Annotated in this window: 18 protein-coding genes and 1 tRNA gene; 6 read left to right on the plus strand and 13 right to left on the minus strand. The window is 62.7% G+C overall.

Translation table 11 applies throughout. The features are described from left to right. Positions 1 to 350 precede the first annotated feature (350 nt). Together mfd and G5V57_RS29100 are read right to left on the minus strand one after the other, a co-directional pair. Positions 351 to 3836 carry a transcription-repair coupling factor gene (gene mfd, locus G5V57_RS29095; RefSeq protein WP_165171921.1) on the minus strand — a complete coding sequence of 1162 codons (3486 nt, stop codon included), beginning with the start codon at positions 3834 to 3836 and terminating at the stop codon, positions 351 to 353. Beyond that, complete coding sequence (locus G5V57_RS29100; RefSeq protein WP_165171923.1) at positions 3833 to 4099, minus strand: succinate dehydrogenase assembly factor 2; 267 nt, start codon at positions 4097 to 4099, stop codon at positions 3833 to 3835. Before G5V57_RS29100 ends, mfd begins: the two co-directional genes overlap by 4 nt. 76 nt (positions 4100 to 4175) lie before the next feature. Between G5V57_RS29100 and recG the strand changes: the two genes are divergently transcribed. After that, positions 4176 to 6287 carry an ATP-dependent DNA helicase RecG gene (recG, locus tag G5V57_RS29105; protein WP_165171925.1) on the plus strand — a complete coding sequence of 704 codons (2112 nt, stop codon included), beginning with the start codon at positions 4176 to 4178 and terminating at the stop codon, positions 6285 to 6287. A gap of 39 nt (positions 6288 to 6326) precedes the next feature. Here the strand turns inward: recG and G5V57_RS29110 are convergent, their stop codons facing one another. From G5V57_RS29110 to glmU, 4 genes are all read right to left on the minus strand, one after another. Further along, positions 6327 to 7082, minus strand: a complete 756-nt coding sequence (locus G5V57_RS29110) for a DUF502 domain-containing protein (protein ID WP_246737418.1) — start codon at positions 7080 to 7082, stop codon at positions 6327 to 6329. A gap of 194 nt (positions 7083 to 7276) precedes the next feature. Further along, on the minus strand, positions 7277 to 8647 hold the full coding sequence (locus tag G5V57_RS29115) for an SPOR domain-containing protein (RefSeq protein WP_165171927.1): 1371 nt from the start codon (positions 8645 to 8647) through the stop codon (positions 7277 to 7279). A gap of 93 nt (positions 8648 to 8740) precedes the next feature. After that, entirely contained in the window at positions 8741 to 10567 is a 1827-nt protein-coding gene (gene glmS, locus G5V57_RS29120; RefSeq protein WP_165171929.1) for a glutamine--fructose-6-phosphate transaminase (isomerizing), read from the minus strand. Positions 10568 to 10569: 2 nt separating this feature from the next. Continuing rightward, entirely contained in the window at positions 10570 to 11937 is a 1368-nt protein-coding gene (gene glmU, locus G5V57_RS29125; protein WP_165171931.1) for a bifunctional UDP-N-acetylglucosamine diphosphorylase/glucosamine-1-phosphate N-acetyltransferase GlmU, read from the minus strand. A 182-nt stretch (positions 11938 to 12119) separates the two neighbouring features. On the opposite strand from glmU, the gene G5V57_RS29130 reads away from it, so the two are divergent. The 4 genes from G5V57_RS29130 to G5V57_RS29145 all read left to right on the plus strand — a co-directional run bounded on the left by G5V57_RS29130 (position 12120) and on the right by G5V57_RS29145 (position 16288). After that, positions 12120 to 12194 (plus strand) — tRNA-Lys (locus G5V57_RS29130). A 162-nt stretch (positions 12195 to 12356) separates the two neighbouring features. After that, a complete protein-coding gene (locus G5V57_RS29135; protein WP_165171933.1) occupies positions 12357 to 13652 on the plus strand; it encodes a murein L,D-transpeptidase in 1296 nt (431 codons plus the stop codon). A 310-nt stretch (positions 13653 to 13962) separates the two neighbouring features. Continuing rightward, the gene (locus tag G5V57_RS29140) at positions 13963 to 14325 is read left to right on the plus strand and encodes a hypothetical protein (protein ID WP_165171935.1); all 363 of its coding nucleotides are present in this window, start codon (positions 13963 to 13965) and stop codon (positions 14323 to 14325) included. A 151-nt stretch (positions 14326 to 14476) separates the two neighbouring features. Beyond that, positions 14477 to 16288 (plus strand): potassium/proton antiporter, encoded by a 1812-nt coding sequence (locus tag G5V57_RS29145; RefSeq protein WP_165171937.1) that lies wholly within the window; start codon positions 14477 to 14479, stop codon positions 16286 to 16288. 94 nt (positions 16289 to 16382) lie between these two features. Here G5V57_RS29145 and G5V57_RS29150 read toward each other — a convergent pair whose 3' ends face one another. The 7 genes from G5V57_RS29150 to G5V57_RS29180 all read right to left on the minus strand — a co-directional run bounded on the left by G5V57_RS29150 (position 16383) and on the right by G5V57_RS29180 (position 22948). Continuing rightward, the gene (locus G5V57_RS29150; RefSeq protein ID WP_165171939.1) at positions 16383 to 17009 is read right to left on the minus strand and encodes a LysE family translocator; all 627 of its coding nucleotides are present in this window, start codon (positions 17007 to 17009) and stop codon (positions 16383 to 16385) included. Positions 17010 to 17071: 62 nt separating this feature from the next. After that, positions 17072 to 18250, minus strand: a complete 1179-nt coding sequence (locus G5V57_RS29155) for a M20 aminoacylase family protein (protein ID WP_246737419.1) — start codon at positions 18248 to 18250, stop codon at positions 17072 to 17074. Between the two features lie 135 nt (positions 18251 to 18385). Beyond that, positions 18386 to 19075, minus strand: coding sequence for an ABC transporter permease (locus G5V57_RS29160; protein ID WP_165171941.1), 690 nt, complete (start codon positions 19073 to 19075; stop codon positions 18386 to 18388). Positions 19076 to 19084: 9 nt separating this feature from the next. Then, positions 19085 to 19795, minus strand: coding sequence for an ABC transporter permease (locus G5V57_RS29165; protein ID WP_165171943.1), 711 nt, complete (start codon positions 19793 to 19795; stop codon positions 19085 to 19087). Between the two features lie 62 nt (positions 19796 to 19857). Continuing rightward, on the minus strand, positions 19858 to 20646 hold the full coding sequence (locus G5V57_RS29170; protein ID WP_371744684.1) for a transporter substrate-binding domain-containing protein: 789 nt from the start codon (positions 20644 to 20646) through the stop codon (positions 19858 to 19860). Between the two features lie 113 nt (positions 20647 to 20759). Beyond that, positions 20760 to 21539 (minus strand): ABC transporter ATP-binding protein, encoded by a 780-nt coding sequence (locus G5V57_RS29175; RefSeq protein WP_165171945.1) that lies wholly within the window; start codon positions 21537 to 21539, stop codon positions 20760 to 20762. A gap of 71 nt (positions 21540 to 21610) precedes the next feature. Continuing rightward, positions 21611 to 22948, minus strand: coding sequence for an 8-oxoguanine deaminase (locus tag G5V57_RS29180; RefSeq protein ID WP_165171947.1), 1338 nt, complete (start codon positions 22946 to 22948; stop codon positions 21611 to 21613). A 180-nt stretch (positions 22949 to 23128) separates the two neighbouring features. Between G5V57_RS29180 and G5V57_RS29185 the strand changes: the two genes are divergently transcribed. Further along, positions 23129 to 24289, plus strand: a complete 1161-nt coding sequence (locus G5V57_RS29185; protein WP_165171949.1) for an ABC transporter substrate-binding protein — start codon at positions 23129 to 23131, stop codon at positions 24287 to 24289. Positions 24290 to 24311 lie beyond the last annotated feature (22 nt).

Raw genomic sequence — 24311 nt, forward strand, 5'->3', positions numbered from 1 at the left:
CACCAGTTAGATTATGACCTGACGGGCGCCTTTGAGGTGGTCTTTCGGCGTATGTCGGTTGCGCATGACCACCAGCTTCTTCGGATTGCCAAACTGATCGCCGCGGAAGCCAGCGAAGCACCCATACGGGCTCGAAACGTCGCCGAAAATGCAGGAAGCCCTCCTCCGGGCCTGTCCGCGCGAGATACAGCGTAGATACAGGGAAAACGCGAAAATGCGACCTTTCCGAATCTCGGTCCTCAGAAATGATCTTGCGATCGCAGAGGCTTGCGCGTTGCAGAGTGGTCGCCCCGGCAGGGATGAAAAGAACCCTCCGGCAGGGAAGCTGCTTCGGGCATATTTATCTCGCGCTAAGCTGCCAGCTTCACCATCTGGGTCATGATCTGTCGGGCGCCCTTGAGGCGATCTTCTGGCGTATCCCAGCTCCGCATGATTACCAGCTTCATATCGGGGCGCAGCTTGGCCAGGCTACCCTGCCCCGTGATCCACTCCACGAGCTTCTTCGGATTGCCGACCTGATCGCCGCGGAAGCCGATTACCGCGCCCTTGGGCCCGGCATCGACGCTCGCCACATTGGCTTTGCGGCACAGGATCTTGATCGACACCACATCGAGAAGATGCTTCACCTCTTCCGGGATGCGCCCGAAGCGATCGTGCAATTCGGCGCCAAAGCCGTCGAGCTCGCTCTCCTCCTGGAGATCGGCGAGGCGGCGATAGAGGCCGAGCCGCAGTTGCAGATCCGGCACATAGGGTTCGGGGATGAGAACGGACGTGCCGATATTGATCTGCGGCGACCACGTGCCTTCGGCTTCGAGCGTCTCCTCGCCCGTGCGCAATTTGGCCACCGCCTCTTCGAGCATGGACTGATAGAGCTCGTAGCCCACCTCCTTCACATGGCCCGACTGCTCGTCGCCAAGCAGATTGCCGGCACCGCGGATGTCTAGATCGTGGCTCGCCAGGGTGAAACCGGCGCCCAGTGAATCAAGCGATTGCAGCACCTTGAGGCGCTTCTCCGCCGCCGGCGTCATCGTGCGGTTGGCAGGTGTCGTCAACAGCGCATAAGCGCGCTGCTTGGAGCGTCCGACACGGCCGCGGATCTGGTAGAGCTGGGCCAGGCCGAACATGTCGGAGCGGTGAACGATCAGCGTGTTGGCGGTCGGGATATCGAGGCCGGATTCGACGATGGTCGTCGACAGCAGCACATCGAACTTGCGGTCATAGAAGCCGCTCATGATGTCTTCGAGCTCGGTCGGCGCCATGCGCCCGTGGGCGGTGCGGAATTTTATTTCCGGCACATGATTGCGCAGGAAGTCGGCCTGCTCCTCGAGATCGGCGACGCGCGGGCACACATAGAAGCTCTGGCCGCCGCGGAAATGCTCACGCAGCAGCGACTCGCGGATGACCACCGGATCGAAGGGCGAGATATAGGTGCGTACCGCCAGCCGATCGAGCGGCGGCGTGGTGATGAGCGACAGCTCGCGCACGCCCGACAGCGCGAGCTGCAAGGTGCGCGGAATGGGTGTCGCGGTCAGCGTCAGCACATGCACATTGGCGCGCAGTTCCTTGAGCCGCTCCTTGTGCTTGACGCCGAAATGCTGCTCCTCGTCGATGATGAGAAGGCCCAGATCGCGGAATTTGACGCTTTCGGCGAGCAGCGCGTGGGTCCCGATCACGATGTCGATCTCGCCCTTGGCGAGCCCATCCTTCACCGCCTCGATCTCCTTGCGCCCGACCAGGCGCGAGGCCTGGGCGAGCCTGAGCGGAAGGCCCTGGAAGCGCTGGTTGAAGGTGGCGAAGTGCTGGCGCGACAGCAGCGTCGTCGGCACGACGACCGCCACCTGCTTGCCGTTCATCGCCGCCACGAAGGCCGTGCGCAGCGCCACCTCGGTCTTGCCGAAGCCGACATCGCCACAGATGAGACGGTCCATCGGACGTCCCTTCTGCAGGTCCTCCAATGTCGCCTCGATGGCAGCGAGCTGGTCTTCCGTCTCCTCATAGGGGAAGCGAGCGCAGAACTCGTCATAGAGCCCGTCGGGCGGCGGCAGGATCTCGCCCGGCTTGAGTTCGCGGGCGGCCGCCGTCTTGATCAGATTCTCGGCGATCTCGCGGATGCGTTCTTTGAGCTTCGCCTTCTTCGCCTGCCAGGCGCCGCCACCCAGGCGGTCGAGATTGGCGCCCTCCTCGTCCGAGCCGTAGCGCGACAGGAGCTCGATATTCTCCACGGGGAGGAACAGCCGGTCATTGCCGGCATACATGATGAAGAGGCAGTCATGCGGGGCGCCCTGCACCTCGATGGTCTTGAGGCCTTCAAAGCGGCCGAGACCGTGATCGACATGGACGATCAGATCGCCCGGGGTCAATGCCGACAGTTCGGAGATGAAATCGGCAGGCTTGCGCGCCTTGCGGCCGCGCCGCACCAGGCGGTCCCCCAATATGTCCTGCTCGGAGAGCACGGCGAGATCGCCGCTTTCGAAACCGGCTTCGAGCCCGAGCACGACGATGCTGACGATGTCCCGGGGGCGATTCCGCACCTCGGCCCAGTCCTTACCCTGGGCGAGCGGCGACACATCGTGGTCGCGCAGGATGGTCTCGAGGCGCTCGGCCGAGCCTTCCGACCAGGTGGCGATGACGACCCGTTTGCCGTTGGCGCGCAACGCATTGGCATGCCCGCGCACCGCCTCATAGACATTGGCGCCGGCCTCGGCGCGTTCCGCCGCAAAGCTGCGCCCCTGCCGGCCGCCAATCGACAGAACCGGCGCAACGGCGCTGTCCGGCGTCTCGAACGGCGTGAAGGCGAGCACGCTCCTGTCGACGAGAAGCTCGGTCCATTCCTGCTGCGTGAGATAGAGAGCCTGGGGCTTGAGCGGCTTGTAGGGTGCCGCGCCAAATGTGTCCTGAGTCAGCGCCTCGCGCCGCGCATCGTAGAATTCGGCGATCTGTTCGTGCCGCGCCACAACCGCCTCGTCCGCCGAATGATCGAGCGAGACCGCGCCTTCGCGCGCATGGTCGAAGATCGTTTCCAGCTTGTCGTGGAAAAGCGGCAGCCAGTGCTCCATGCCCTGGTAGCGCCGCCCGTTGGTCACCGATTCATAAAGCGGGTCGTTGATGTCGAGACCACCGAAGGCCGCCGCATAGGAGGTGCGAAAACGGCCGATCGATTCGGGTGTGAGCAGCACTTCGCTCGCCGGATGCAGCACGAGCGAGCGCAGCGTCCCGGTTGAGCGTTGTGACTGCGGGTCGAAGCGGCGCACCGATTCGAGCGCGTCGCCGAAGAAATCGAGCCGGACCGGTCCTTCGGCGCCGGGCGGGAAGATGTCGATGATGCCGCCACGGACGGCGAAATCGCCGGCGTCGACCACCGTCCCGGTGCGCGAATAGCCATTGTGCTGCAGGAAGAGCTGCAGCTTCTCCGTGTCGACATATTGCCCGGGAGCAGCCTGGAAGGTCGTCTCGGCGATGACGCGCCCTTCCGGCAGGCGCTGCAGAGCCGCGTTTACGCTGGTCAGAAGAATGCGCGGCGCCTTGCTCCGGATCGCCAGGGCCGCGAGCGCCGCGAGCCGGCGCGCCACGACATTCGCCGCCGGCGACACTCGGTCATAAGGCAGGCAGTCCCAGGCCGGAAACGAGATCACCTCGACATCGGGCGCAAAGAAGGCGAGGGCCTCGGCGAGGCTCGCCATGCGCTGATCGTCGAGCGCTATGTGCACCAGCGGCTTGCCGGCGAGAAGCCGGGCCGCTTCGGCGGCCGCCATCGCGTCGAGGCCCTCCAGGACTCCTGAAACGATGGTGCGCCCGGAAAGTCCCAGGCGTTCGGTGAGGCGTTTGCTGTCGATCATGGCCTGTAAGTCAGAAGCGCCTTGAGAAGAGGCGTCGCTTGCGGTGGCGGAACCTGTATATCGCCCAGAATCCAGCCCATCAGCTGCGGGTCCGGCAGACCGATGATGATTTCGAGCTCGTCGAGTTCGGCCTCGCTGAAGCTGTCGATACGGGCCTGGGCGAAGCCGCCCAGCAACAGATCCATCTCGCGGGTGCCGCGATGGCTGGCGCGCCAGAGGAGCCGCTTGCGGCGGATCTCAGATGTTTCCGTGGGGGTGGTCATGGGCTGCCCTGCTTAGCGGCTGGAAAGCCTCAGCGCAATGACTTGCGCGAAGGCCGCCTAATCGTGAAATTGGGGCATGCGTCCGCCTCAACTCAATCCTCTTTTCGCCAGCGCCACCAGCCTCAAGGGCATCGGTCCCAAGCTCGACAAGGTGCTGGCCAAGCTGCTGCGTCCTGCCGCACCGGCAAATTCGCAAGCGCGCATCATCGATCTCCTGTTCCACTTGCCGTCGGGACTGATCGACCGACGCGAACGCCCCAAGCTCGACGCCTTGCCCGAAAAGGGCATCGTCACGGTGGAGGTAACGGTCGGAAAGCACCGCTCGCCGCCGCCGCATCTGAAGCGCCTGCCCTATCGCGTCGACTGCTTCGATGAGACAGGCACCCTGACCCTGGTGTTTTTCCACGCTTTCGCCGATCATCTGCAGCGTCTGCTCCCGCCCGGCGAGACGCGCTTCGTCTCCGGCGCCGTCGACTGGTTCCAGGGCTCGCCGCAGATCGCCCATCCCGACCACATCGTCTCCGCCGATGAATTCGCCAAGCTTCCGCTGATCGAGCCGGTCTATCCATTGACGGCAGGGCTTTCACCCAAGATCCTCGGCCGCGCCATGCGCGCCGGGCTCGAGAGCATCCCCGCGCTGCCCGAATGGCAGGACGTGGCCTGGCTCAAACGCAAGGGCTGGCCAGATTTCGCGGCTTCCTTGCGCAAATCGCACCAGCCGCAGACGCATGAGGATCTGGCGCTGACGACGCCCGAGCATATGCGGCTTGCCTATGACGAGTTGCTCGCCAATCAGCTCGCTCTGTCGCTCGTGCGCAAACACATGAAGCGCAAGGCCGGGCGCATGTTGCCCGGCACCGGTGATATCCGCGCGCGTATCATCTCGGAGCTGCCTTATACGCTCACGTCTTCGCAGCAGACGGCCCTCGGGGAGATACTGCGCGACATGGCGGCGCCCGAGCGCATGCTGCGCCTGCTGCAGGGCGATGTCGGCTCGGGCAAGACGGTGGTGGCGCTGCTTGCCTTGGCGGCGGCGATCGAATCCGGCGCGCAAGGCGCGCTCATGGTGCCGACCGAGATCCTGGCGCGCCAGCATTTCGCCACGCTGACGCCGCTCTGCGAACGGGCCGGCTTGCGCCTCGCTCTGCTGACCGGTCGCGAGAAAGGTCGCGCCCGCGAAGGTCTCCTCGCCATGCTCGCCAAAGGCGAGATCGACATTCTCGTCGGCACCCATGCGCTGTTCCAGGATGATGTCGAGTTCCACGATCTTGGCCTCGTCGTCATCGACGAGCAGCATCGGTTCGGTGTGCATCAGCGCCTGGCGCTCCAGGCCAAGGCTCAGGATGCCGATCTCCTGGTCATGACCGCGACACCGATCCCGCGCACTTTGGCACTCACGGTCTATGGCGACATGGAGGTGTCCAAGCTCACCGAGAAGCCGGCCGGGCGCCAGCCGATCGACACCAGGGTCATGCCGTCCGAGCGCATGGACGAGGTCATCGACGGCCTGCGCCGGCTTCTGAATGCCGATGGCCGCGCCTACTGGATCTGCCCGCTGGTCGAGGAAAGCGAACTCGTCGATCTCGCCGCCGCCGAAGACCGCGCCAAGATGCTGGCGGAGACTTTTCCCGGCCGCACCGGCCTCGTCCATGGCCGTATGAAGGCGGCCGAGAAGGACGCCGCGATGGCCCGCTTCAAATCGGGCGAAATCGGAATTCTGGTCTCGACCACGGTGGTCGAGGTCGGCGTCGACGTGCCGGAAGCGACGGTTATGGTCATCGAGAATGCCGAGCGTTTCGGCTTGGCGCAGCTACATCAGTTGCGCGGCCGCGTCGGACGCGGCACCGGCAAATCGACCTGCCTTCTTCTATACCAGGGCAAGCTCGGCGAGACCGCCAAAGCCCGCCTCACCATCATGCGTGAAACAGAAGATGGATTCCGCATCGCCGAAGAGGATCTGCGCCTGCGCGGCGCCGGCGAGATGCTGGGCACGCGCCAGGCCGGGCTCCCCGTTTTCAAGCTCGCCGATATCCTCGAGCACGCCGATCTGCTTGCCGTGGCGCGCGACGATGCCGGTCTCATCCTGGCGCGCGATCCCCATCTCGCGACACCGCGTGGCGAGGCGCTGCGCGCTTTGCTCTATCTCTTCGAACGCGACGATGCGGTGCGCCTGATCTCCGCCGGATGAACATTGCAGGGTTTTCGGATAAGCCGTTGCGCGCCTGAATTATGTCGCGGTCTTCTTCCCGGGCAACTGCAGGAGTCGCTGCGCCGTGTCCTGCTCGATATTGGCGGCGATCGTCTTGACCTGGCCATCTCCTTCCGGGAAGACGAGCCCCATCGAGATCACCATTTTGGCGGCGTCCTCGACCGGCATGTCGATGATCCGCACGTCGCTCACATCGACGAAATAGACATAGCCCGAAGTCGGATTTGGGGTCGTCGAGATATAGACCGCATACATCGCGCGGCCGGGTTCAAGACCGATCTGGCCGCCATCGACCTCGCGCGACACGAACACCAGCGAGTAAATGCCCCGGCGCGGCCATTCGATGAGGCCGACACTTCGGAAGCTGGCGCCGGATTGCGAGAACAGAGTCTCGAAAATCTGCTTGGTGCCTTTGTAGACGGAGCGCACCACAGGCGTTCTGTTGAGAAGCCTGTCCCAGAAGGCGAGGATCGTGCGGCCGACGAGATTGGCGGCGAGCGCCCCGATCAGCGTGATGCCGAGCAACGCGAAGATGAGGCCGATGCCCGGTACGCGGAACGCCAGATAGTGGCCGGGGTCGAGCACCGCCGGGATGAGCGGACGCAGCCAGGCATCGAACAAGGTTACAAACCAGTAAGACGCCCAGAGCGTAATCGCGATGGGCGCTGTAACGACGATGCCGGTCAGGAAATAGGTTCTGAGCCTGCTGCCGAGGGAACTGGATGCTACCGGTGCGAGCTTCGGCTCATCGGACATATTCTGGGACGAGGACATTCCCCTTTTGTGCATGACCCCAAGGTCTTGCGCAAGCAGGTAGGGTCCCTTCCGTAGAGCTTTGCCCACTTTGATCGGTTCGAAACGATTCGATCAAAGTGGGCAAAAGGCTCGAGAATATTTAATCTGTAGCGCTTCCTTATTCGCCAAAGTCGCGCAACTTTGGCCGGAAGCGCTCTCTGATCACGGAAGCTTTACGAGTCGATCTTGCTGACGAAGCACGACAGGCCGCGTGACTTCAGCTTGCCGCAGGCGGACTGGGCATCCGACTGCGAGTCGAAGCCGCCAAGCCGCAGGCGATAATAGACGCCTTTCTTGCCGAGATCGGCCCGCACCACCAGGGGCTTCATGTCGTTCAGAGTCTTGTGCCTGGCCTTCAGCTTCTCCCAGGTTCCCCAGGCGAGCTTTTCGTCACGCGCCGAAGACAGCTGGATGGACCAGCCGGTCAGCTGAGCGTCGCTGTTCTGCGCCGCCGGCTCTACCCGCGCGGCCTGGTCTTCCGACTGTTCCTGCACGGCGGGAGCCGTGTCGGCGCCGGGTTCCGGCAATGCCTCGACCGCCACGATCTGCTCGACGGGCTTCGTCTCGACAGGCTTCGCTTCGGCGGCCTTTTTCTTGGGTGGCGCGATTTCGTTCGGCTGCGGGATCGCATTGGCCTCGAGCGTGTAGCCGGAAGCCGCCGGCTCCGCGATTTGCGTGGCTTCCGCCGCCGCGAGCTGCGGGCCGTCCTCGGGAGGAATGCGGTCGTCGATTTCCTTGACCGGCTTGACCGGAACCGCCTTGACCATCTGCACCGGCAGTTCGCCGACAAGCTGCATCGGCGGATTCACCGCATCAGGCAGCGCATCCTTGCGCACAACCTGCTCGGGTGATGTGGTGATCGAGGCGGTGATCAGCTTGGCGTCGGGCTGGGCCGCCGCGACGGCCGCCGCCGGCAAGGCGCCGAGTGCCGCGAGCTTGTCGCGCGCCGGCTTGTAGTTCGGATTGGCACTGACCGCGTTGTTGAGCGCGGCTTGAGCTTCCGGCAGGCGGTGCAGTTGCTCGAAGGCGAGCGCCTCGCCGTAATAAACGAGATACGGTTGCGGATGCTTGAAACGCAGCGCCTTCTCATAGTCGCTCAGCGCGAAGAGAAGCTGGCCGTTCTCGCGCAGAATGGTGCCGCGCAGATAGTAGGCGTAAGAGAATTCCGGATCGAGGAACAGAGCGCTGGTGAAATCCTCGATGGCGAGGACGGGGTGATTGAGTTTCTGCTGCGAGAGGCCGCGATTATAGAGCGTAGTGGCGCGCAGCTTGCCGTTCATGGCGTCCACCCTGAGCGCCGCGGTATAATCGTCGACCGCCCGCGAATGATCGCCCGACTGCTGATAGGCATAGCCGCGGTTGATCAGCGCATTGGCCAGCTGTTCGGGATGGAGATCGCGCGCCTCGATCGCCGCCGAATAGCCGGCGATCGCCGTCTGCAGGTCTCCCGCCTGGAGCGCGGTGCGCGCCGCCGTGGAAAGACTGGTGGATGAACTCTGGCTCGTGGCAATGGTGCCGCCAACCGCCGCAGGCGCGGCAAGCAAAGCGGTACATACACACGCAAGCAAAACTGACCGGACTCTCATGGGACAGAGAGTGGAGGATTAAGGTTAAAGCTTAGCTAAAGGCGCCCCTCTTCACTCGACCGTTACTGATTTTGCCAGGTTGCGCGGCTGGTCTACATCCGTTCCCATGAACACGGCGGCGTGATAGGCCAGAAGCTGCACCGGCAGGGCATAGAGCAAGGGGCTCAGAATCCCATGCGCCCGGGGCACCCGGATGCGTTGGAAGGTGCGCTGGCCGTGGGCCTCGAGCCCCTGATCATCGGTGATCAGCACGATCTTTCCGCCTCGGGCCGCCACCTCCTCCATATTGGAGACGGTCTTCTCGAACAGATCGTCCCTGGGGGCGATGACGATGACCGGCACATTCTCGTCGATGAGCGCGATCGGGCCATGCTTGAGCTCACCCGCCGCATAGCCCTCGGCATGGATATAGGAAATCTCCTTGAGCTTCAGCGCGCCCTCGAGCGCGATCGGGAAGTTCACGCCGCGCCCCAGATAGAGCACGTCCTGGGCATGCGCCACTTCGCGCGCCACATCGGCAATGTGCTTCTCGTCCTTCAGAATCTCGGCCATGTGCCGCGGCGCTTCGATCAGCGCACCGATCAATTCGCGCTCCTGCTCGCGGGTAATCGCGCCGCGCGCCTTGGCGGCGGCGACAGCGAGCGCCGCCAGCACGGTAAGCTGGCAGGTGAAGGCCTTGGTCGAGGCGACGCCGATCTCCGGGCCGGCATAGGTGAAGATGGCCGCATCCGCCTCGCGCGCGATGGTCGAGCCCGGCACATTGACGAGCGCCACGGTGTCCTGGCCTTGCGACTTGCAATAACGAAGCGCCGCCAGCGTGTCGGCGGTCTCGCCCGATTGCGAGATGACGATGGCGGCGCCGCGCTTCGGCATCGGCGCTTCGCGATAGCGGAATTCCGACGCGATATCGACCTCGGTCGGCAGCCTCGCATAGCGCTCGAACCAGTATTTGGCGGTGAGGCCGGCGAGATAGGCGGTGCCGCAGGCGGTGATGGTGAGGCGGTCGAGCTTGCCGAAATCGATCTTCATCTGCTCCGGCAGCCGCGTCGCGCGCTCCGAGAAGTCGGCATATTCGGCGAGCGTGCGGCCGACCACTTCCGGCTGTTCGGCGATCTCCTTGGCCATGAAGTGGCGGTGCTTGCCCTTGTCTGCCATGAAGGCCGAGGCTTGCGTGAAATTCATCGGCCGGGTGATCTCGCGACCTTCGGCATCGAAGATCTCGGCCGACTTGCGCGTCAGCACCACCCAGTCGCCATCCTCGAGATAGGTGACGCGATTGGTGAAGGGCGCCAGCGCGATCGCGTCCGAGCCCAGATACATCTGCCCCTCGCCATGGCCGACGGCGAGCGGCGCGCCCATGCGGGCGCCGATCATCAGGTCGTGCTCGCCGCTGAACAGCACGGCGAGCGCAAAGGCGCCTTCGAGCCGGCCCAGCACCTTGGCCACGGCGTCCCTGGGCTTGAGCCCCTTCGCCCGCTCGCGCGCGATTAGATGCGCCACCACCTCGGTGTCGGTCTGCGAGGTGAAGACATAGCCTTCCTTCTGCAGTTCCTCCTTGAGCGGCTTGAAATTCTCGATGATGCCGTTATGCACGATGACGACATCGCCCGACACATGCGGATGCGCGTTGGTTTCGTTGGGAACGCCATGGGTGGCCCAGCGCGTATGGCCGATGCCGGTCGTGCCCCGGATCGGCGTCGCCTTCAGCTTGTCCGCGAGATTGTGGAGCTTGCCGGGCGCTCTCACCCGCTCGACCTTGCCGCCTTCGATGGTGGCGATGCCGGCTGAATCGTAGCCACGATATTCCAGGCGCTTCAGCGCCTCGACGATGCTATGGGCGACGGGCTCGGTGCCCAGGATGCCGACTATGCCACACATGTTTACGCCTTACCCTTCTTCTCTTTCCTGGCCTTCTTCATCTCGCGGTAGCGTTTCGCCCAACCGGGCTTCACCGCCTGCTGTCCGCGCGCGATGGCGAGCGCATGCTCGGGGACATTCTCGGTGATGACGCTTCCGGCCGCGATATTAGACGCGTCTCCGACTTTGACCGGCGCGACCAGCGCCGTATTCGAGCCGACGAAGACATCCGCGCCGATCTCGGTCAGATGCTTGTCATAACCGTCATAATTGCAGGTGATGGTCCCCGCGCCGATGTTGCTGCGCGCGCCGACCGTCGCGTCGCCGATATAGGTCAAATGATTGGCCTTGGCGCCCTCGCCGATCGTCGCCTTCTTGATCTCTACGAAGTTGCCGATATGGGCATTGCGGCCAATCTCGGCGCCGGGCCTGAGCCTGGCATATGGGCCGATCCGCACACCGTCGGCAATCTTCGCACCTTCGAGATGCGAGAAGGCCATGATCTCCACATTGTCGCCGATCCTGACCTGCGGCCCGATGATGACATGCGGCTCGATCGTGACATCCTTGCCGATCTCGGTGTCGGCCGAAAGAAAAACCGAAGGAGGATCGATGAGCGTCGCGCCATTGTCCATAGCACTTTGCCGGTAGCGTGCCTGCAGCAGGCTCTCGATCTGGGCGAGCTGCGCCCTTGTGTTGACGCCATGGACCTCGGCTTCAGGACATTCGGCCAGCGCCACCTGACTGCCCTCGGCGACGGTAAGGCCGACGAGGTCGGTCAGATAATATTCGTGCTTGGCGTTGTTGTTGTCGATCCGGGGCAGAAGTTGCCAGAGGAACTTGGCGGTGACGGCGATGAAGCCCGAATTGCACAGGTCGATGCGGCGCTCGTCGACCGTTGTGTCGAGTTCCTCGCGAATGGCGATGAGCCTCCCGGAGCGATTCTGGATGAGGCGGCCGTAGCCGGTCGGATTGGCAGCCCGGAAGCCGAGAACGGCGAGCGGACTTTCATCGTTCACCGCCTCCGCCAGCGCCCTGATGGTCTCGGTCCGGATGAGCGGCACGTCGCCATAGAGGACGAGCACGGTGCCCTCGAAGCCTTTGAGCCCGTCCTGCGCCATGCCGACCGCATGGGCGGTGCCCTGCCGCTTCTCCTGGATGGCGATGACGGCGTCGGGAATCACCTGGCGGGCCTCCGCGCCGACCGCCGACATGTCCGGCCCGGCAATGACCACGGTTCGCTGCGGCCTGGCCCCGGCCGCGGCGTGCAGCACATGGCTGAGCAAGGTCCGCCCGGCCGCCTTGTGCAGCACTTTCGGAAAGTCGGAACGCATGCGCGTCCCCTTCCCGGCGGCAAGGACGACGACAGCGATAGGCTGGGATTTGGGCATGGTCGGTCAGGATCTCCAGGGGGCGTCGGACGGCCGGCAAACTAGGTGGCAAGGCTGAACAGTCTGTTACAAGGGCTTTTAGGCAAAAACCGTACCCTTTTCCAAAGACCGGACCAGAACATCAACGGCTTTCTATTGACCGGCCGTTCCGGCGCAACTATGGTCCGCCCGCCTTTCGATGTGGGCCCGTAGCTCAGTGGTAGAGCATCTGACTTTTAATCAGAGGGTCGATGGTTCGAACCCATCCGGGCTCACCAACGAAATCAAGTAGTTACTAAAACCCCGCCCGACCTTAATCTCGGCATTATTACGAGATAGCACTCGGACTATCGGGGAAATGTCCCAGAAAACACAACATTTGTGAACAGTCCGTCGACTGGATCAATGGATTCGCTGCTGCAAGGAGGCCTAGGTCCATAATGGAATCACCCCGGCAACTTGGCTTCCGACATGGAGCGGGCATCGCCGTGCTGCTGCTCAGTCTCGCATCCGCGCCGGTTTTCGCGCAGGACACGCAAGATAATGGGTCAGCTGCCTCGGTCGCTCCTCAGGTTTCCGCACCCGGCAAGCTCGCGACCCGTACCCAGATCGTCGCCAACAATGATGAGCTGGCGATGCTAACAGGAGGCTCGGAACAGGCCCTTGCCGACGCCATCGTGCTTTACAAGCAGATCGTCAAGAATGGCGGCTGGCCCCAGATCACCAGCAAGAAGCTGTCCAAGGGCGCCAAAGGCGAGCAGGTCCTTTTGCTGCGTCAGCGACTGATCTTCGAGAACTATCTCCCCTTCGACACGCTTGGCGGACCCAACGGCTCGTTGTTCGACGCCGCGATGGTCGACGCGGTCAAGGCGTTTCAGGTCAATCATGGCGTGGCACCGACCGGCACGGTCGGCGACCGCACGCTGACCGAGCTCAACATCCCCGCCGAGATCCGCCTCGCTACGCTGCTCGAGAATCAGCCCCGCGTCTCGGCCTATGCGCAGGACCTCGGACGGCGGTCCATCCTCGTTAACATCCCGTCGCTGCAGCTCGAGACCGTTGAAGATGGCCGGGTCTTCTCGCGTCACAACATCGTGGCGGGAAAGCTCGATCGCCCGTCGCCGACACTGGTGAGCACGGTCAGCGACGTGACCTTCAATCCCTATTGGAAGATTCCAGCCTCGATCGTCGAACGCGACATCGTTCCACACTATCTCAAGGACCGCAGCTATCTGGCAAAAATGCAAATCCGGGTGTTCGACGGCGTAGATGGCCCGGAAATCGATCCCTCGACGATCGACTGGGCGAATACGCCGCCGGAGCGCTATTTCTTCCGTCAGGACCCGGGCGAGAACAATGCCCTTGCCACTGTCAAGATCAACTTCCCCAACAAGTTCATGGTCTACATGCACGATACGCCGCACCGTGAGCTGTTCGGCAGCAATGCGCGCTTCGAAAGCTCGGGCTGTATCCGTGTCGATCAGGTGCAAACGGTCGTCGACTGGGTGCTACGGGATCAGGCGGACTACAGCCCCGATCAGTACGGCCAGATCATCGGAACCCGGCAACCCTATGAACTGAAAGTGCAGACACCGCCAAGCGTTCGCTTCATGTATCTGACCGCCTGGGCGACGCCTGAAGGCGCGATCAATTTCCGGCCCGATATCTATAATCTGGATGGCAAGGGCTTCGTCCTCGGCCAGCCGGAACCGCGAGGCGCCCCATCAACGAATTGACCCGTGATCGATCTCAATCTTGTCGAGATCGCAGCGGAACTTGCGGGCATCAGGCACTTGTGCGCCACCGCTGGCCGTCAATCCGTGCCGGCGAGACGAACCCAGAACTCCTCCCGGCTGTTCGTGCGTGAAAATGCATCTTTGGGCTCGGGCACGCCCAGGAACCGGCAAGAGGGCCCTCAGCCTATCCAGACCTGGTAGACCAGCAGCCGGTCGGCGAGGACGCCCGCCTCTACATTGTATTTCCCACTGATTTTGTTTGCGTTATGCAACGCTGACCCGGGCGACCGGGTTGGGGAGAAAACAGCAAATGAAAATCAATGTGGCTCTTGTGGCCATGATCTTGGTCGCGGGATGCGCGTCCAAGTCCGAGAATATCCAGGCGAGCTATATTTCACCGATGGTCTACGAGCCTTACACCTGCGAGCAGCTGGCCGCGGAGGGTCAGAGGATTTCCGCCCGCGCCGCCCAGGTGGCCGGCGTTCAAGACAAAAACCGCCAGAATGACACGATCAAGACCACTGTCGGCCTCATCCTGTTCTGGCCAATCCTGTTCGCCAATGAGGGCGACGGGCAGACCGCCGCGGAATTGGCGCAGCTCAAGGGTCAGAAAAAGGCCATCAAGGAGGCCTCGATCAAGAAGAACTGCGGTATCCGTTTCGAGAAATCCTAGGATCTGCGCTCACTTCCCGGCCCGTACCCGGCGAATCGGCTCCCGATCAATCAGCTTTCGCCGGTGCCCCCTGCCAGGTCAGTATGCAATTATAGCAGCATCACTTACAGAGCGCTTGGTCAGCCGCCTGAGCCTCTGCTAAGGCACGAGGATGGAGCAGATCGGCCTCATCAATCTCGGACTGTTGTTTCTCTCGGTCCTCATTCTCGTCGGCATCGCTTCAAGCCTGATTGCCACGCGATTCGGCGCGCCTTTGCTGCTCGTCTTCCTCATCATCGGCATGCTGGCCGGCGAGGATGGCCCCGGCGGCATCGTCTTCAACGACTACCGTCTCACCTACATGGTCGGCACCGTGGCGCTGGCGATCATCCTGTTCGACGGCGGCCTCAGGACCAGGCTCTCCGCTTTCCGCGGCAGCCTCCTGCCCGCCAGCGTCTTGGCGACGGTCGGAGTCTTCCTCACCGCCGCCATAACCGGCCTGCTCGCCTGCCTGGTCCTCGGCCTTTCCTGGCTCGAGGGCCTGCTGCTCGGCGCCATCGTCAGCTCGACCGACGCCGCCGCCGTGTTCTTCCTGATGCGGGCCGGCGGCCTGCAATTGCGCCGGAAAGTATCCGCCACGCTCGAGATCGAATCGGCCACCAACGACCCCTTCGCCGTCTTCCTCACCATCGTCCTGGTCGAGCTCATCCTGCTTGGGCCGCAGGGCTCCACGATGGATGTCATCAACTTGCTCGTCCGTCAGGTGGCGATCGGTTCCGTGGCGGGGCTTGTCGGCGGCTATCTCCTGGTGCAGGCCCTGAACCGCATGTCGCTGCCCGCCGGCCTCCACCCGCTTTTTGCCATGACCGCGGCGCTCGCCATTTACGCCGCACCCGCCACCGTCGAGGGGTCGGGCTTCCTCGCCGTCTATCTGGCGGGCCTCGTGCTCGGCAATCGCCCGGCGCGTGCCTTCCCGTCGATCCTGACCTTCCACGACGCCGCGACCTGGCTTTGCCAGATCGTGATGTTCCTGGTGCTGGGACTCCTGGTCACGCCCTCGAAACTGCTTGGCTATCTCCTGCCCGCCATCCTGCTCGCGGTGGCGCTCATCGTCATCGCAAGGCCGGTGGCGGTCTGGCTCTGCCTGTGGCGCTTTCCCTTCACCGTGCGCGAGAAGACCTTCATTTCCTGGGTCGGCCTGCGCGGTGCAGTGTCGATCTTTCTCGCCGCCATCCCGACTTTGTCGGGCGTCGCCAATGCCGAACTCTATTTCAACGTCGCCTATGTCGCCGTCTTCATCTCGCTTCTGGTTCAGGGCTGGACGCTCACCGCCGTAGCGCGCGGCCTCGGCGTCGCCCTCACCGAGACGGCCCCCGATACACAGCGTGTCGAGATCGACCTACCCGGCCAGACCAACCGCGAAATGGTGGGCTTTCCGATCATCGCGGACAGCCCGATCCTGACCCGGACCGACCTGCCTTCGTGGATCCAGCCCATCATGGTGGCGCGCGACGAGCGCGTGATGACGTGGGCCGAGGCCAAGGCCCTCACCCCGGGTGATTACGCCTATTTCCTGGTGCCGACCGAACGCGCCCAACGCCTCGACCGCCTGTTCGCCGCTTCCGACGCCATCCAATCACACCATCCGGTCGCCTCCTTCGAATTCACCGGCGCCATTTCGCTGGATGAGCTTGCCGGCGCCTATGGCCTGGCCGTTCCCGATGATCTGAAGGGCCTGACGATCACCGAAGCCTTCCGTCTGCGCTGCGAGGACCGCATCGGCATGGGCGACCGCATCCAGATGGGACCCGCCTCGCTGACCGTGTCGGAGCTCGACGGCGAGGATGTGAAACAGGCGTCCCTCGAGATCGACGAAGTCGAGCTGCCGCCTGGCAAGGCGACGGCGCGATTGAACGATTTCGGCCTCTATGGCCGGCTTCAGGCCTTCGTGGCGAAGCTCGCCGAGCGTCTTCGAAAGGATTAGAGCATGATCCGGAAAAGTGCGAAGCGGTTTTCCGAAAAGATCATGCGCAAACAAGATAAAGCGTGATAGCGACTCGTCCTAAAGCCATCACGCTCTAAGCCGCAGGCCTGCGGGTGAACATGAGCATCACGCCGAAGCCGATCATCATGGCGCCGCTCGTCCGGTTGAACCATTTGAGAGCACGCCCGTCGCGCATATAGCGGCCGAGCTTGGCGCCGATGAAGGAATAGACCACGATGGCGACGGTCTCGAAGGCAAGGAATGTCGCGCCCAGGATCGTGAAGCTCAGTGCATAGGACGTGGGGTCGACGAATTGCGGAAAGAAGGCGGTGAACACCAGGATCGCCTTGGGATTACCGGCCGCCACCCACAATTCCTGCAGTGTCAGCTTGCGCAGCGACGCTCTGGGCACCCCCGGCTCCTCGCGCATCAAGGGCGCACCGGCGCGGATGAGATTGATGCCGATCCATACGAGATAGGCAGCACCCGCATATTTGACGAGCGTGAACACCGTTTCCGAGGCCGCGAGGACCGCGCCGAGCCCGACACCGGCAATGGCGATCATGGCGGCAAAGGACACAATCCGCCCGGCCGCGGCAAGGATCGCCGGGGCGACACCGATGCGCGCCGCATTGGTGAGCGACAGGAGATTGTTCGGCCCGAAGGCCATGTTGATGGCGAAACAGGCCGGCGCGAACAGCAGGAAGGTCTCAAGCGGCATTGGCAATCTCGGGATGCGATGCCTCTCTCCTACCCCGCCCCGTGCTGGCCGGCAATCGCCAGCTAGACCTTGAGGAGGAAGCGCTCCGCCATCCGACCGAACTGTGCCGCCGCGATCACCAGGAGCTCGTCATTGAAGTCGTAGCCGGCCGTGTGCAGCATCTTGCGGTCGGGTCCGTCGCCATTACCGAGCATGAAATAACAGCCGGGATTGGCTTCGAGCATATAGGCGAAGTCCTCCGAGATCATGGTCGGCGCCGCGAGGTCGATGAGCGGGTGATCGCCCTTGAGCTCCAGCGCTACAGCACGCGCGAAAGCCGTCTCATCCGGCGTGTTGATGGTGGCAGGATAGCCAAATTCGTAGTCGATCGCGGCCTTGCAGCCATGCGCCTCGGCCACGCCCTTGACGATCGCCGGTATGCGTTCGGCGAGGAGCTTGCGCACGGCGGCCGAACAACTGCGTACGCTGAACTCGAGCTTGGCGCTTTCTGGAATGACATTGCAGGCCGTGCCGGCATTGAAGGTGCCGACAGTGACGACCGCGGGCTCCGTCGGGTCGACATTGCGCGCCACGATTGTCTGGAGCGCCGTCACCACCGCCGACGCCGCAACGATCGGATCGGCGCTCTTATGAGGCAACGCGCCATGGCCGCCGGGGCCGGAAATGATCACAGTCGGCGTATCGACTGCGGCCATAATGGTGCCGGGTCTGACGGCGAACTGGCCCGTCGGCAGGCCCGGCCAGTTGTGGAAGGCGAAGACCGCATCGCAGGGGAAGCGCTTGAACAGCCCCTCCTCGATCATACGCTGGGCGCCGCCGATATTCTCCTCCGCCGGCTGGAAGATGAGATGCACCGTGCCGTTGAAATCGCGCGTCTCGGCCAGATAGCGCGCCGCTGCCAGGAGTACCGTGGTGTGGCCGTCATGGCCGCAGGCATGCATCTTGCCGAGGGTCTTGCTGGCATAGGCAAGGCCGGTGGTCTCGATGATCGGCAAGGCATCCATGTCGGCGCGCAACCCGATGCTCCGGCGACCGTGTCCCAAAGACAGCGTGCCGACGACCCCGGTGCCGGCAATATCGCGCGTCACCTCATAGCCGAGCCGGGCAAGCTCCCGCGCCACGATCTCGCTGGTGCGCGTCTCCTCAAAAGCGAGTTCCGGATGCTGATGCAGGTCATGCCTGATGGCGCGAAGTTCACCGGCATGGCTCGCGAGCCGGTCGTGGGCCGTCACAGTCGTCAAGTCTCTAATCCATTGATTGATCTAGGTGTTGCGCCTGCTTTAGACGATTGCCTGTGAAAGCGCGACCTGAAACGACACGCAGCTTCCATGCCGCTTCATTAAACCGGCACATCCATATGATTTTAAAAGATAATATCAGCGCCCTTGCGGCACTTGGCGCTCGATCATGTTGAACAGGCGGGTGATGACGAAGGTGAGCAGGATATAGATCACCGCCACCATGATCATCGGCGGAAAGAAGTCCAAGGTGGAGCGGAATATCTGTCCGGCGGCGCCATAGAGCTCGATGACGGTCACCAGCGCCGCGATCGGCGTCGCCTTGAGCTGCAGAATGGTCTCGCCGCCCAGAGTCGGCAGGACAATACGGAAGGCGCGCGGGAACCAGATCCGTCGCAGCACCGTGAAGGGCGACATGCCGAAGGCGCGCGCCGCCTCCAACTCGCCCTTGGGCACGCTGGCGAAAGCGCCCTTCATGATCGCCCCTTCATAGCCGGCGAAGCTCAGCGTGAAGGCCAGCACGGCATAGAAGAACCCTTCCCTCAGGACCGGCCACACGAAGCTTTCGCGGATCCACGGGATCTGCGGAAAGAGCGATCCCAGTCCGTAATAGAGGATATAAAGCTGGATCAGGAGCGGCGTGCCGCGGATCGTGGTGCAGAAGGCGGAGGCCAGCCAAGCCAGCGGCCGCGGACCAGTGACCTGCACCAGTCCGATCGGGATGGCGAGAATCATCCCGAAAAAGACCGAAAGAACGAGAAGGACGATGGTGTACCAGAGCCCGGTGAGAATAAGCGGCAGAAACTTTATGAGGACGGTGAAATCCATGCGCCGCCCTCACCCTACTTTCGGCTGGCCGCGCCGGACATAGCGGTCCAGCGCACCGAACGCTCTGAGCGAGACGAGAGAGATCAACAGATAGATGGCCGCCGCGACGGTGTAGAACAGGAAGTACCACTTCGTGCCGCCCGCCGCCTGTTGCGTGATCTTGGTCAATTCGAGATAACCGACAACGGAAATCAGCGCGGAGTCCTTGGTCGCATTGAGCCACAGATTGGAGAGGCCAGGAATGGCGAAGGGCAGCATGGCGGGCAAGGTGATGCGCCGGAACAGGAGAAAAGGCGACATGCCATAGGCCTTCGCCGCCTCGATCTGGCCGATGGGAATGGCCTGAATCGCGCCGCGCAGAACTTCGGTCGAATAGGCGCCCTGCACGACGCCAAGCACCGCCACCGCAGCCACGAAGCCATTGATCCTGACCGGCCCGTAGCCCATGCCGACCAGCACATTGTTGATGGCCTGCGTGCCCGTGTAATAGAGGATCACGATCAGCACGAGCTCGGGCACCGAACGCACGATCGTGGTGTAGCCGTCAAGCAACTGCCGGGTCAGCTTGCCGCCTGTGAGCTTGCCGATCGCGCCGAACAAACCGATCCCGAGGCCGAGCAGGTAGGCGAGCGCGGAAATCTGCAGGGTGCTGATGGCGCCGTTGAAGAGGTTTCTCCCCCACCCTGGTGGACTCCACGCCAGCAGCTCCAGCCCGCTCATCTAGCACCTCGTAATGGAAAGCCTGGCTGCCTCCAGGGGAATCTGGAAGCAGCCACAGCCGATCACTGCGGGAGTATCATCTTTCCGACGAGTTCGGGATATTTTTCAGTGATCTTGTTGATCTCACCCGACTTGGCGAGCGCGTCGATCGCGGTGTCGAGTTTCGCTTTGAGTTCGGTATCTTCCTTGCGGACACCGCCGCCGACACCTTCGCCGAGAATTTCGGGATCCTCCGGCACCGCACCCTTCAACTCACAGCAGGCGGCGCCTTGATCGGTCTTGAGATAAGTATCGAGCGCGCTCCCATCCGCCTGCACATAATCGAGGCGGCCGGCGGCGAGATCGTTGTTCGCCTCGTCCTGCGTCTGATAGGTCTTGATGGTCGAGTCGGCGCCGAAATACTTCTCGACGTATTTCTGGTGGATGGTCGAAACCTGGACGCCGATCGTCTTGCCCTTGAGATGCTCCGGCGTAATGTCGGTATCGCCGTTCTTGGCGCCGATAATGACGGTGGGCGTATTGTAATACATCTTGGTGAAGTCGATCGTCTGCTTGCGTTCGGGGGTGATCGACATCGACGACCAGATCACGTCGATCTGCTTGGCGGTCAGGGCCGGTATGATGCCGTCCCAGGCCACTTCGACCAGTTCGCATTTTTCCTTCATCTGGGCGCAGACGGCGTTCATCAGGTCGACTTCCCAGCCGACCCATGTGCCGGAAGCATCCTTGGAGGTGAAGGGCGGATAAGGTTCGGCGGCTACACCGAACTTCAAATCGGCTTTGGCCTCAGCGGCGAAACCGCATAGCGCGGTGACCGCGACGGCCATCATCAAGCGGCGGGTGAATGTCATGGTTTCTTCTCTCCCTAGTATTGGATCATTCGATCCGGTTTTTGTGAAAGCCCCGACGCCTCGTATTCGAAGCGCGGTCAACTAAAGCACGTCGTCCAAACGTTGCAAACGGGTTAGTGAATTCCGGAGACGAACTGCCTGCACCTGTCGCTCCTCGGCGACCCGAAGACCTGGGTCGGGGGGCCCTCCTCCTCGATCAGGCCTTTGTGCAGGTAGATCACATGGCTCGACACATCGCGGGCGAACTTCATTTCATGGGTCACGAGAATCATCGTCCGCCCCTCGAGCGCGAGATCGCGTATGACCCTGAGCACCTCACCGACAAGTTCAGGGTCCAAGGCCGAGGTCGGCTCGTCGAAAAGCATCACCTTGGGATTCATCGCCAGGGCCCGCGCAATGGCCGCGCGCTGCTGCTGGCCGCCCGACAGGAAGGCCGGATACTGTGTGCGCTTCTCGTAGAGGCCGACCTTCTGGAGCAGCGCGTCGCCGCGCTCGATGGCTTCCGCCTTCGGCACCTTGAGCACATGCACCGGTGCCTCGATCACATTCTCCAGCACGTTCAGATGCGGCCAGAGATTGAAGGACTGGAACACCATGCCGAGGCGGGTGCGGATGCGCTCCAGCTGCTTGCGGTCGGTCGGGTGCAGATTGCCGTCATGCCCGGTCTTGAGGCTGATCTCCTCGCCGGTGACCTGGATGCGGCCCTGGGTCGGCATTTCGAGGAAATTGATGCAGCGCAGGAACGTGCTCTTGCCCGAGCCGGAGGCGCCGATCATCGACACCACATCGCCCTCGTGGGCGGTGAGCGACACGCCCTTCAATACTTCAAGATCACCAAAGCTCTTGTGCAATCCCTCAACAACGACCGCCGGCTGTCCGTTAGAACTGCCCATGCTCACCCCTTAACGTTCCCACGCTTATATTTCTTCTTGGATAAAAGCTTATCATGCAATTAAAATTTTGGTCAATCCAACATCACGAGCCGGCGAGCGGCCGTTCCGTGCTCGGCCTTGAGCCACTCCAGATCGACACCGACCGGCATTCCGGCCGTCACTTTCCATTTTCCGGCGACCATGACCCGGTCCGCCCGATGCGCCCCACAGAGAATCAGCGCCGCCAAGGGATCGCCGGCGCCCGAGAAGCGCAATTCATCCAGATCAAAGAGCGCCAGGTCCGCCTGCTTGCCCATTGAAATCACGCCGATATCGTTGCGTCCGAGGCAGCGGGCCGAACCCGATGTCGCCCAGCGCAAGGCATCGAGATGGGTGACCTTCGTGCCATAGGTCAGACGGTTGACGAGCAGCGCATGGCGCACGCCCTCCATCAGATTGGAGCTGTCATTGGAGGCCGCGCCGTCGACGCCGAGGCCGACCGCCACGCCGGCCGCCTCGAGTTCGCAGGTGCGGCAGCGCCCCGATGCGAGCAGCATGTTCGAGGTCGGACAGTGGCATATGCCAACGCCGTGCCGGCCCAGCCGCTCTATATCGCTGTCGGAGAAGTGAATGCCATGGGCGAGCCAGCTGCGCGCCGTGAGCCAGCCGGTATCCTCGAGGTAGTCGAGCGGCGACATGCCGAACATCTGGCGGCAAAAGGCATCTTCGTCCCGTGTCTCGGCGAGATGGGTGTGGAGGCGGCAATCATGCGTCTCGGCAAGCCGGGCCGTCGCGCGCATCAGCTCCCTGGTAACGCTGAAGGGCGAACATGGCGCCAGCGCGATCTGAACCATGGCGCCCTCGCCGCGCTCGTGATGGCGCGCGATGGCGCGCTCGCAATCGGCCAGGATGGCATCTTCATCCTGCACAACCGAATCGGGCGGCAGACCGCCATCCTTGACCGATAGGTTCATCGAGCCGCGCGTGACCGTCATCCTGAGGCCCGTGCGGCGCGCTTCCGCGACCTGGATATCAACGGCGTCATCGAGACCATCGGGAAACAGGTAATGATGGTAAGATGTCGTGGTGACGCCGGACATAAGGAGCTCGGTCAAGGCGAGCCTCGTGGCGACCGCGAGGTCTTCCGGCCGGAGTCTCGCCCAGACCGGGTAGAATGTTTTGAGCCAGGCGAACAACTCCTTGTTGATCGCATCAGGATGTGCGCGCGTCAGGGTCTGGTAGAAATGATGATGCGTGTTGACGAGGCCCGGCAACATTACATGCCGTCCCGCCTCGAATATCTCGTCGATCACCGTGGCGGGCTCTGCCCCCTTCGCCACCAGCTCGACGATGCGCGCCCCTTCGACAACGACGCCGCGTTCAGCATTTTCCGCCAGAATGGCCAGCGGATCCTTAAGCCACAGTGCCATTGCTCATCCTTAACAAAGGTTTAAGACCCACTTCCCTTCATTTGGCAGACAAGCTAACGTTGCAGCAACTAGAACTCAGTACGCGGCGAATTCGGCGGCGCGCTGAGAAGCGCGCGGCACATCGAAGAGAGCCATCCGGTGCGCGTTACAATCATACTGGCTCGCAGGAGGAAGGAAATCATGAATTCCGTGAAGCGTACTTTCGTTTCCCTGATAGCGATTGCCGCACTCTCCGGCCTGGCTGCCGCGGCCGAGATGAAGAAGGAAATCGGCCCCGGCGAGGGCCAGCTCAACATCGTCGCCTGGCCAGGCTACATCGAACGCGGCGAGTCCGACAAGAATTACGACTGGGTCACAGAGTTCGAGAAGAAGACCGGCTGCAAAGTCAATGTGAAGACGGCCGGCACGTCGGATGAAATGGTCGCCCTGATGAACGAAGGCGGCTTCGATCTCGTTACCGCCTCGGGTGACGCTTCGCTGCGCCTCATCTCGGGCAAGCGCGTGCAGCCGATCAACACCGATCTGATTCCGTCCTGGAAGACGGTCGACGAGCGACTGCAGAACGCGCCGTGGTTTACCGTCGAAGGCGTCCACTACGGCGTTCCCTATCAATGGGGACCGAATGTCCTCGCCTACAATACCACCGTATTCAAGGAACCGCCGAAAAGCTGGAGCGTCGTCTTCGAGGAACAGAATCTTCCCGACGGCCAGTCCAACAAGGGCCGCGTCCAGGCCTTCGACGGACCGATCTATATCGCCGATGCCGCGCTCTATCTGATGAAGCACAAGCCCGAGCTCGGCATCAAGGACCCCTATGAGCTCAACGAGGATCAGTACAAGGCCGCGCTCGAACTGCTGCGCGCCCAGCGCAAGCTGGTGGGCCGCTACTGGCATGACGCCTTCATCCAGGTCGACGATTTCAAGAATGAAGGTGTCGCCGCATCTTCCTCCTGGCCATTCCAGGTGAACATGCTCATCGCCGACAAGCAGCCGATCGCCTCGACCTTCCCAGAGGAAGGCGCCACCGGATGGGCCGATACGACGATGATGCACTCGGAAGCCTCCAATCCGAACTGCGCCTATATGTGGCTCGAACATTCGCTGAGCCCGAAGCTGCAGGGCGATCTCGCCGCCTGGTTCGGCTCCGTGCCGGCCGTCCCCGCAGCCTGCACGGGCAATGCGCTCCTGACCGATGCCGGCTGCGAGACCAACGGTTTCGGCAATTTCGACAAGATCCACTTCTGGCGTACGCCGGTCGCCAAATGCGCGAGCCAGAGCGCCGGCTGTGTGCCCTATTATCGCTGGGTCTCCGACTATATCGCCGTGCTCGGCGGCCGCTGAACGACAGAAGCTCCCGCCGGCG

This window comes from Nordella sp. HKS 07, from assembly GCF_011046735.1.
Taxonomy (GTDB): Bacteria; Pseudomonadota; Alphaproteobacteria; order Rhizobiales; family Aestuariivirgaceae; genus Taklimakanibacter.

Excerpts from the sequence above, each read along its gene's own strand:
- mfd (WP_165171921.1), bottom strand. The coding sequence starts at position 3,836 with ATGATCGACAGCAAACGCCTCACCGAACGCCTGGGACTTTCCGGGCGC.
- G5V57_RS29100 (WP_165171923.1), bottom strand. The coding sequence starts at position 4,099 with ATGACCACCCCCACGGAAACATCTGAGATCCGCCGCAAGCGGCTCCTC.
- recG (WP_165171925.1), top strand. The coding sequence starts at position 4,176 with ATGCGTCCGCCTCAACTCAATCCTCTTTTCGCCAGCGCCACCAGCCTC.
- G5V57_RS29110 (WP_246737418.1), bottom strand. The coding sequence starts at position 7,082 with ATGTCCTCGTCCCAGAATATGTCCGATGAGCCGAAGCTCGCACCGGTA.
- glmS (WP_165171929.1), bottom strand. The coding sequence starts at position 10,567 with ATGTGTGGCATAGTCGGCATCCTGGGCACCGAGCCCGTCGCCCATAGC.
- glmU (WP_165171931.1), bottom strand. The coding sequence starts at position 11,937 with ATGCCCAAATCCCAGCCTATCGCTGTCGTCGTCCTTGCCGCCGGGAAG.
- G5V57_RS29135 (WP_165171933.1), top strand. The coding sequence starts at position 12,357 with ATGGAATCACCCCGGCAACTTGGCTTCCGACATGGAGCGGGCATCGCC.
- G5V57_RS29140 (WP_165171935.1), top strand. The coding sequence starts at position 13,963 with ATGAAAATCAATGTGGCTCTTGTGGCCATGATCTTGGTCGCGGGATGC.
- G5V57_RS29145 (WP_165171937.1), top strand. The coding sequence starts at position 14,477 with ATGGAGCAGATCGGCCTCATCAATCTCGGACTGTTGTTTCTCTCGGTC.
- G5V57_RS29150 (WP_165171939.1), bottom strand. The coding sequence starts at position 17,009 with ATGCCGCTTGAGACCTTCCTGCTGTTCGCGCCGGCCTGTTTCGCCATC.
- G5V57_RS29160 (WP_165171941.1), bottom strand. The coding sequence starts at position 19,075 with ATGGATTTCACCGTCCTCATAAAGTTTCTGCCGCTTATTCTCACCGGG.
- G5V57_RS29165 (WP_165171943.1), bottom strand. The coding sequence starts at position 19,795 with ATGAGCGGGCTGGAGCTGCTGGCGTGGAGTCCACCAGGGTGGGGGAGA.
- G5V57_RS29170 (WP_371744684.1), bottom strand. The coding sequence starts at position 20,646 with ATGACATTCACCCGCCGCTTGATGATGGCCGTCGCGGTCACCGCGCTA.
- G5V57_RS29175 (WP_165171945.1), bottom strand. The coding sequence starts at position 21,539 with ATGGGCAGTTCTAACGGACAGCCGGCGGTCGTTGTTGAGGGATTGCAC.
- G5V57_RS29180 (WP_165171947.1), bottom strand. The coding sequence starts at position 22,948 with ATGGCACTGTGGCTTAAGGATCCGCTGGCCATTCTGGCGGAAAATGCT.
- G5V57_RS29185 (WP_165171949.1), top strand. The coding sequence starts at position 23,129 with ATGAATTCCGTGAAGCGTACTTTCGTTTCCCTGATAGCGATTGCCGCA.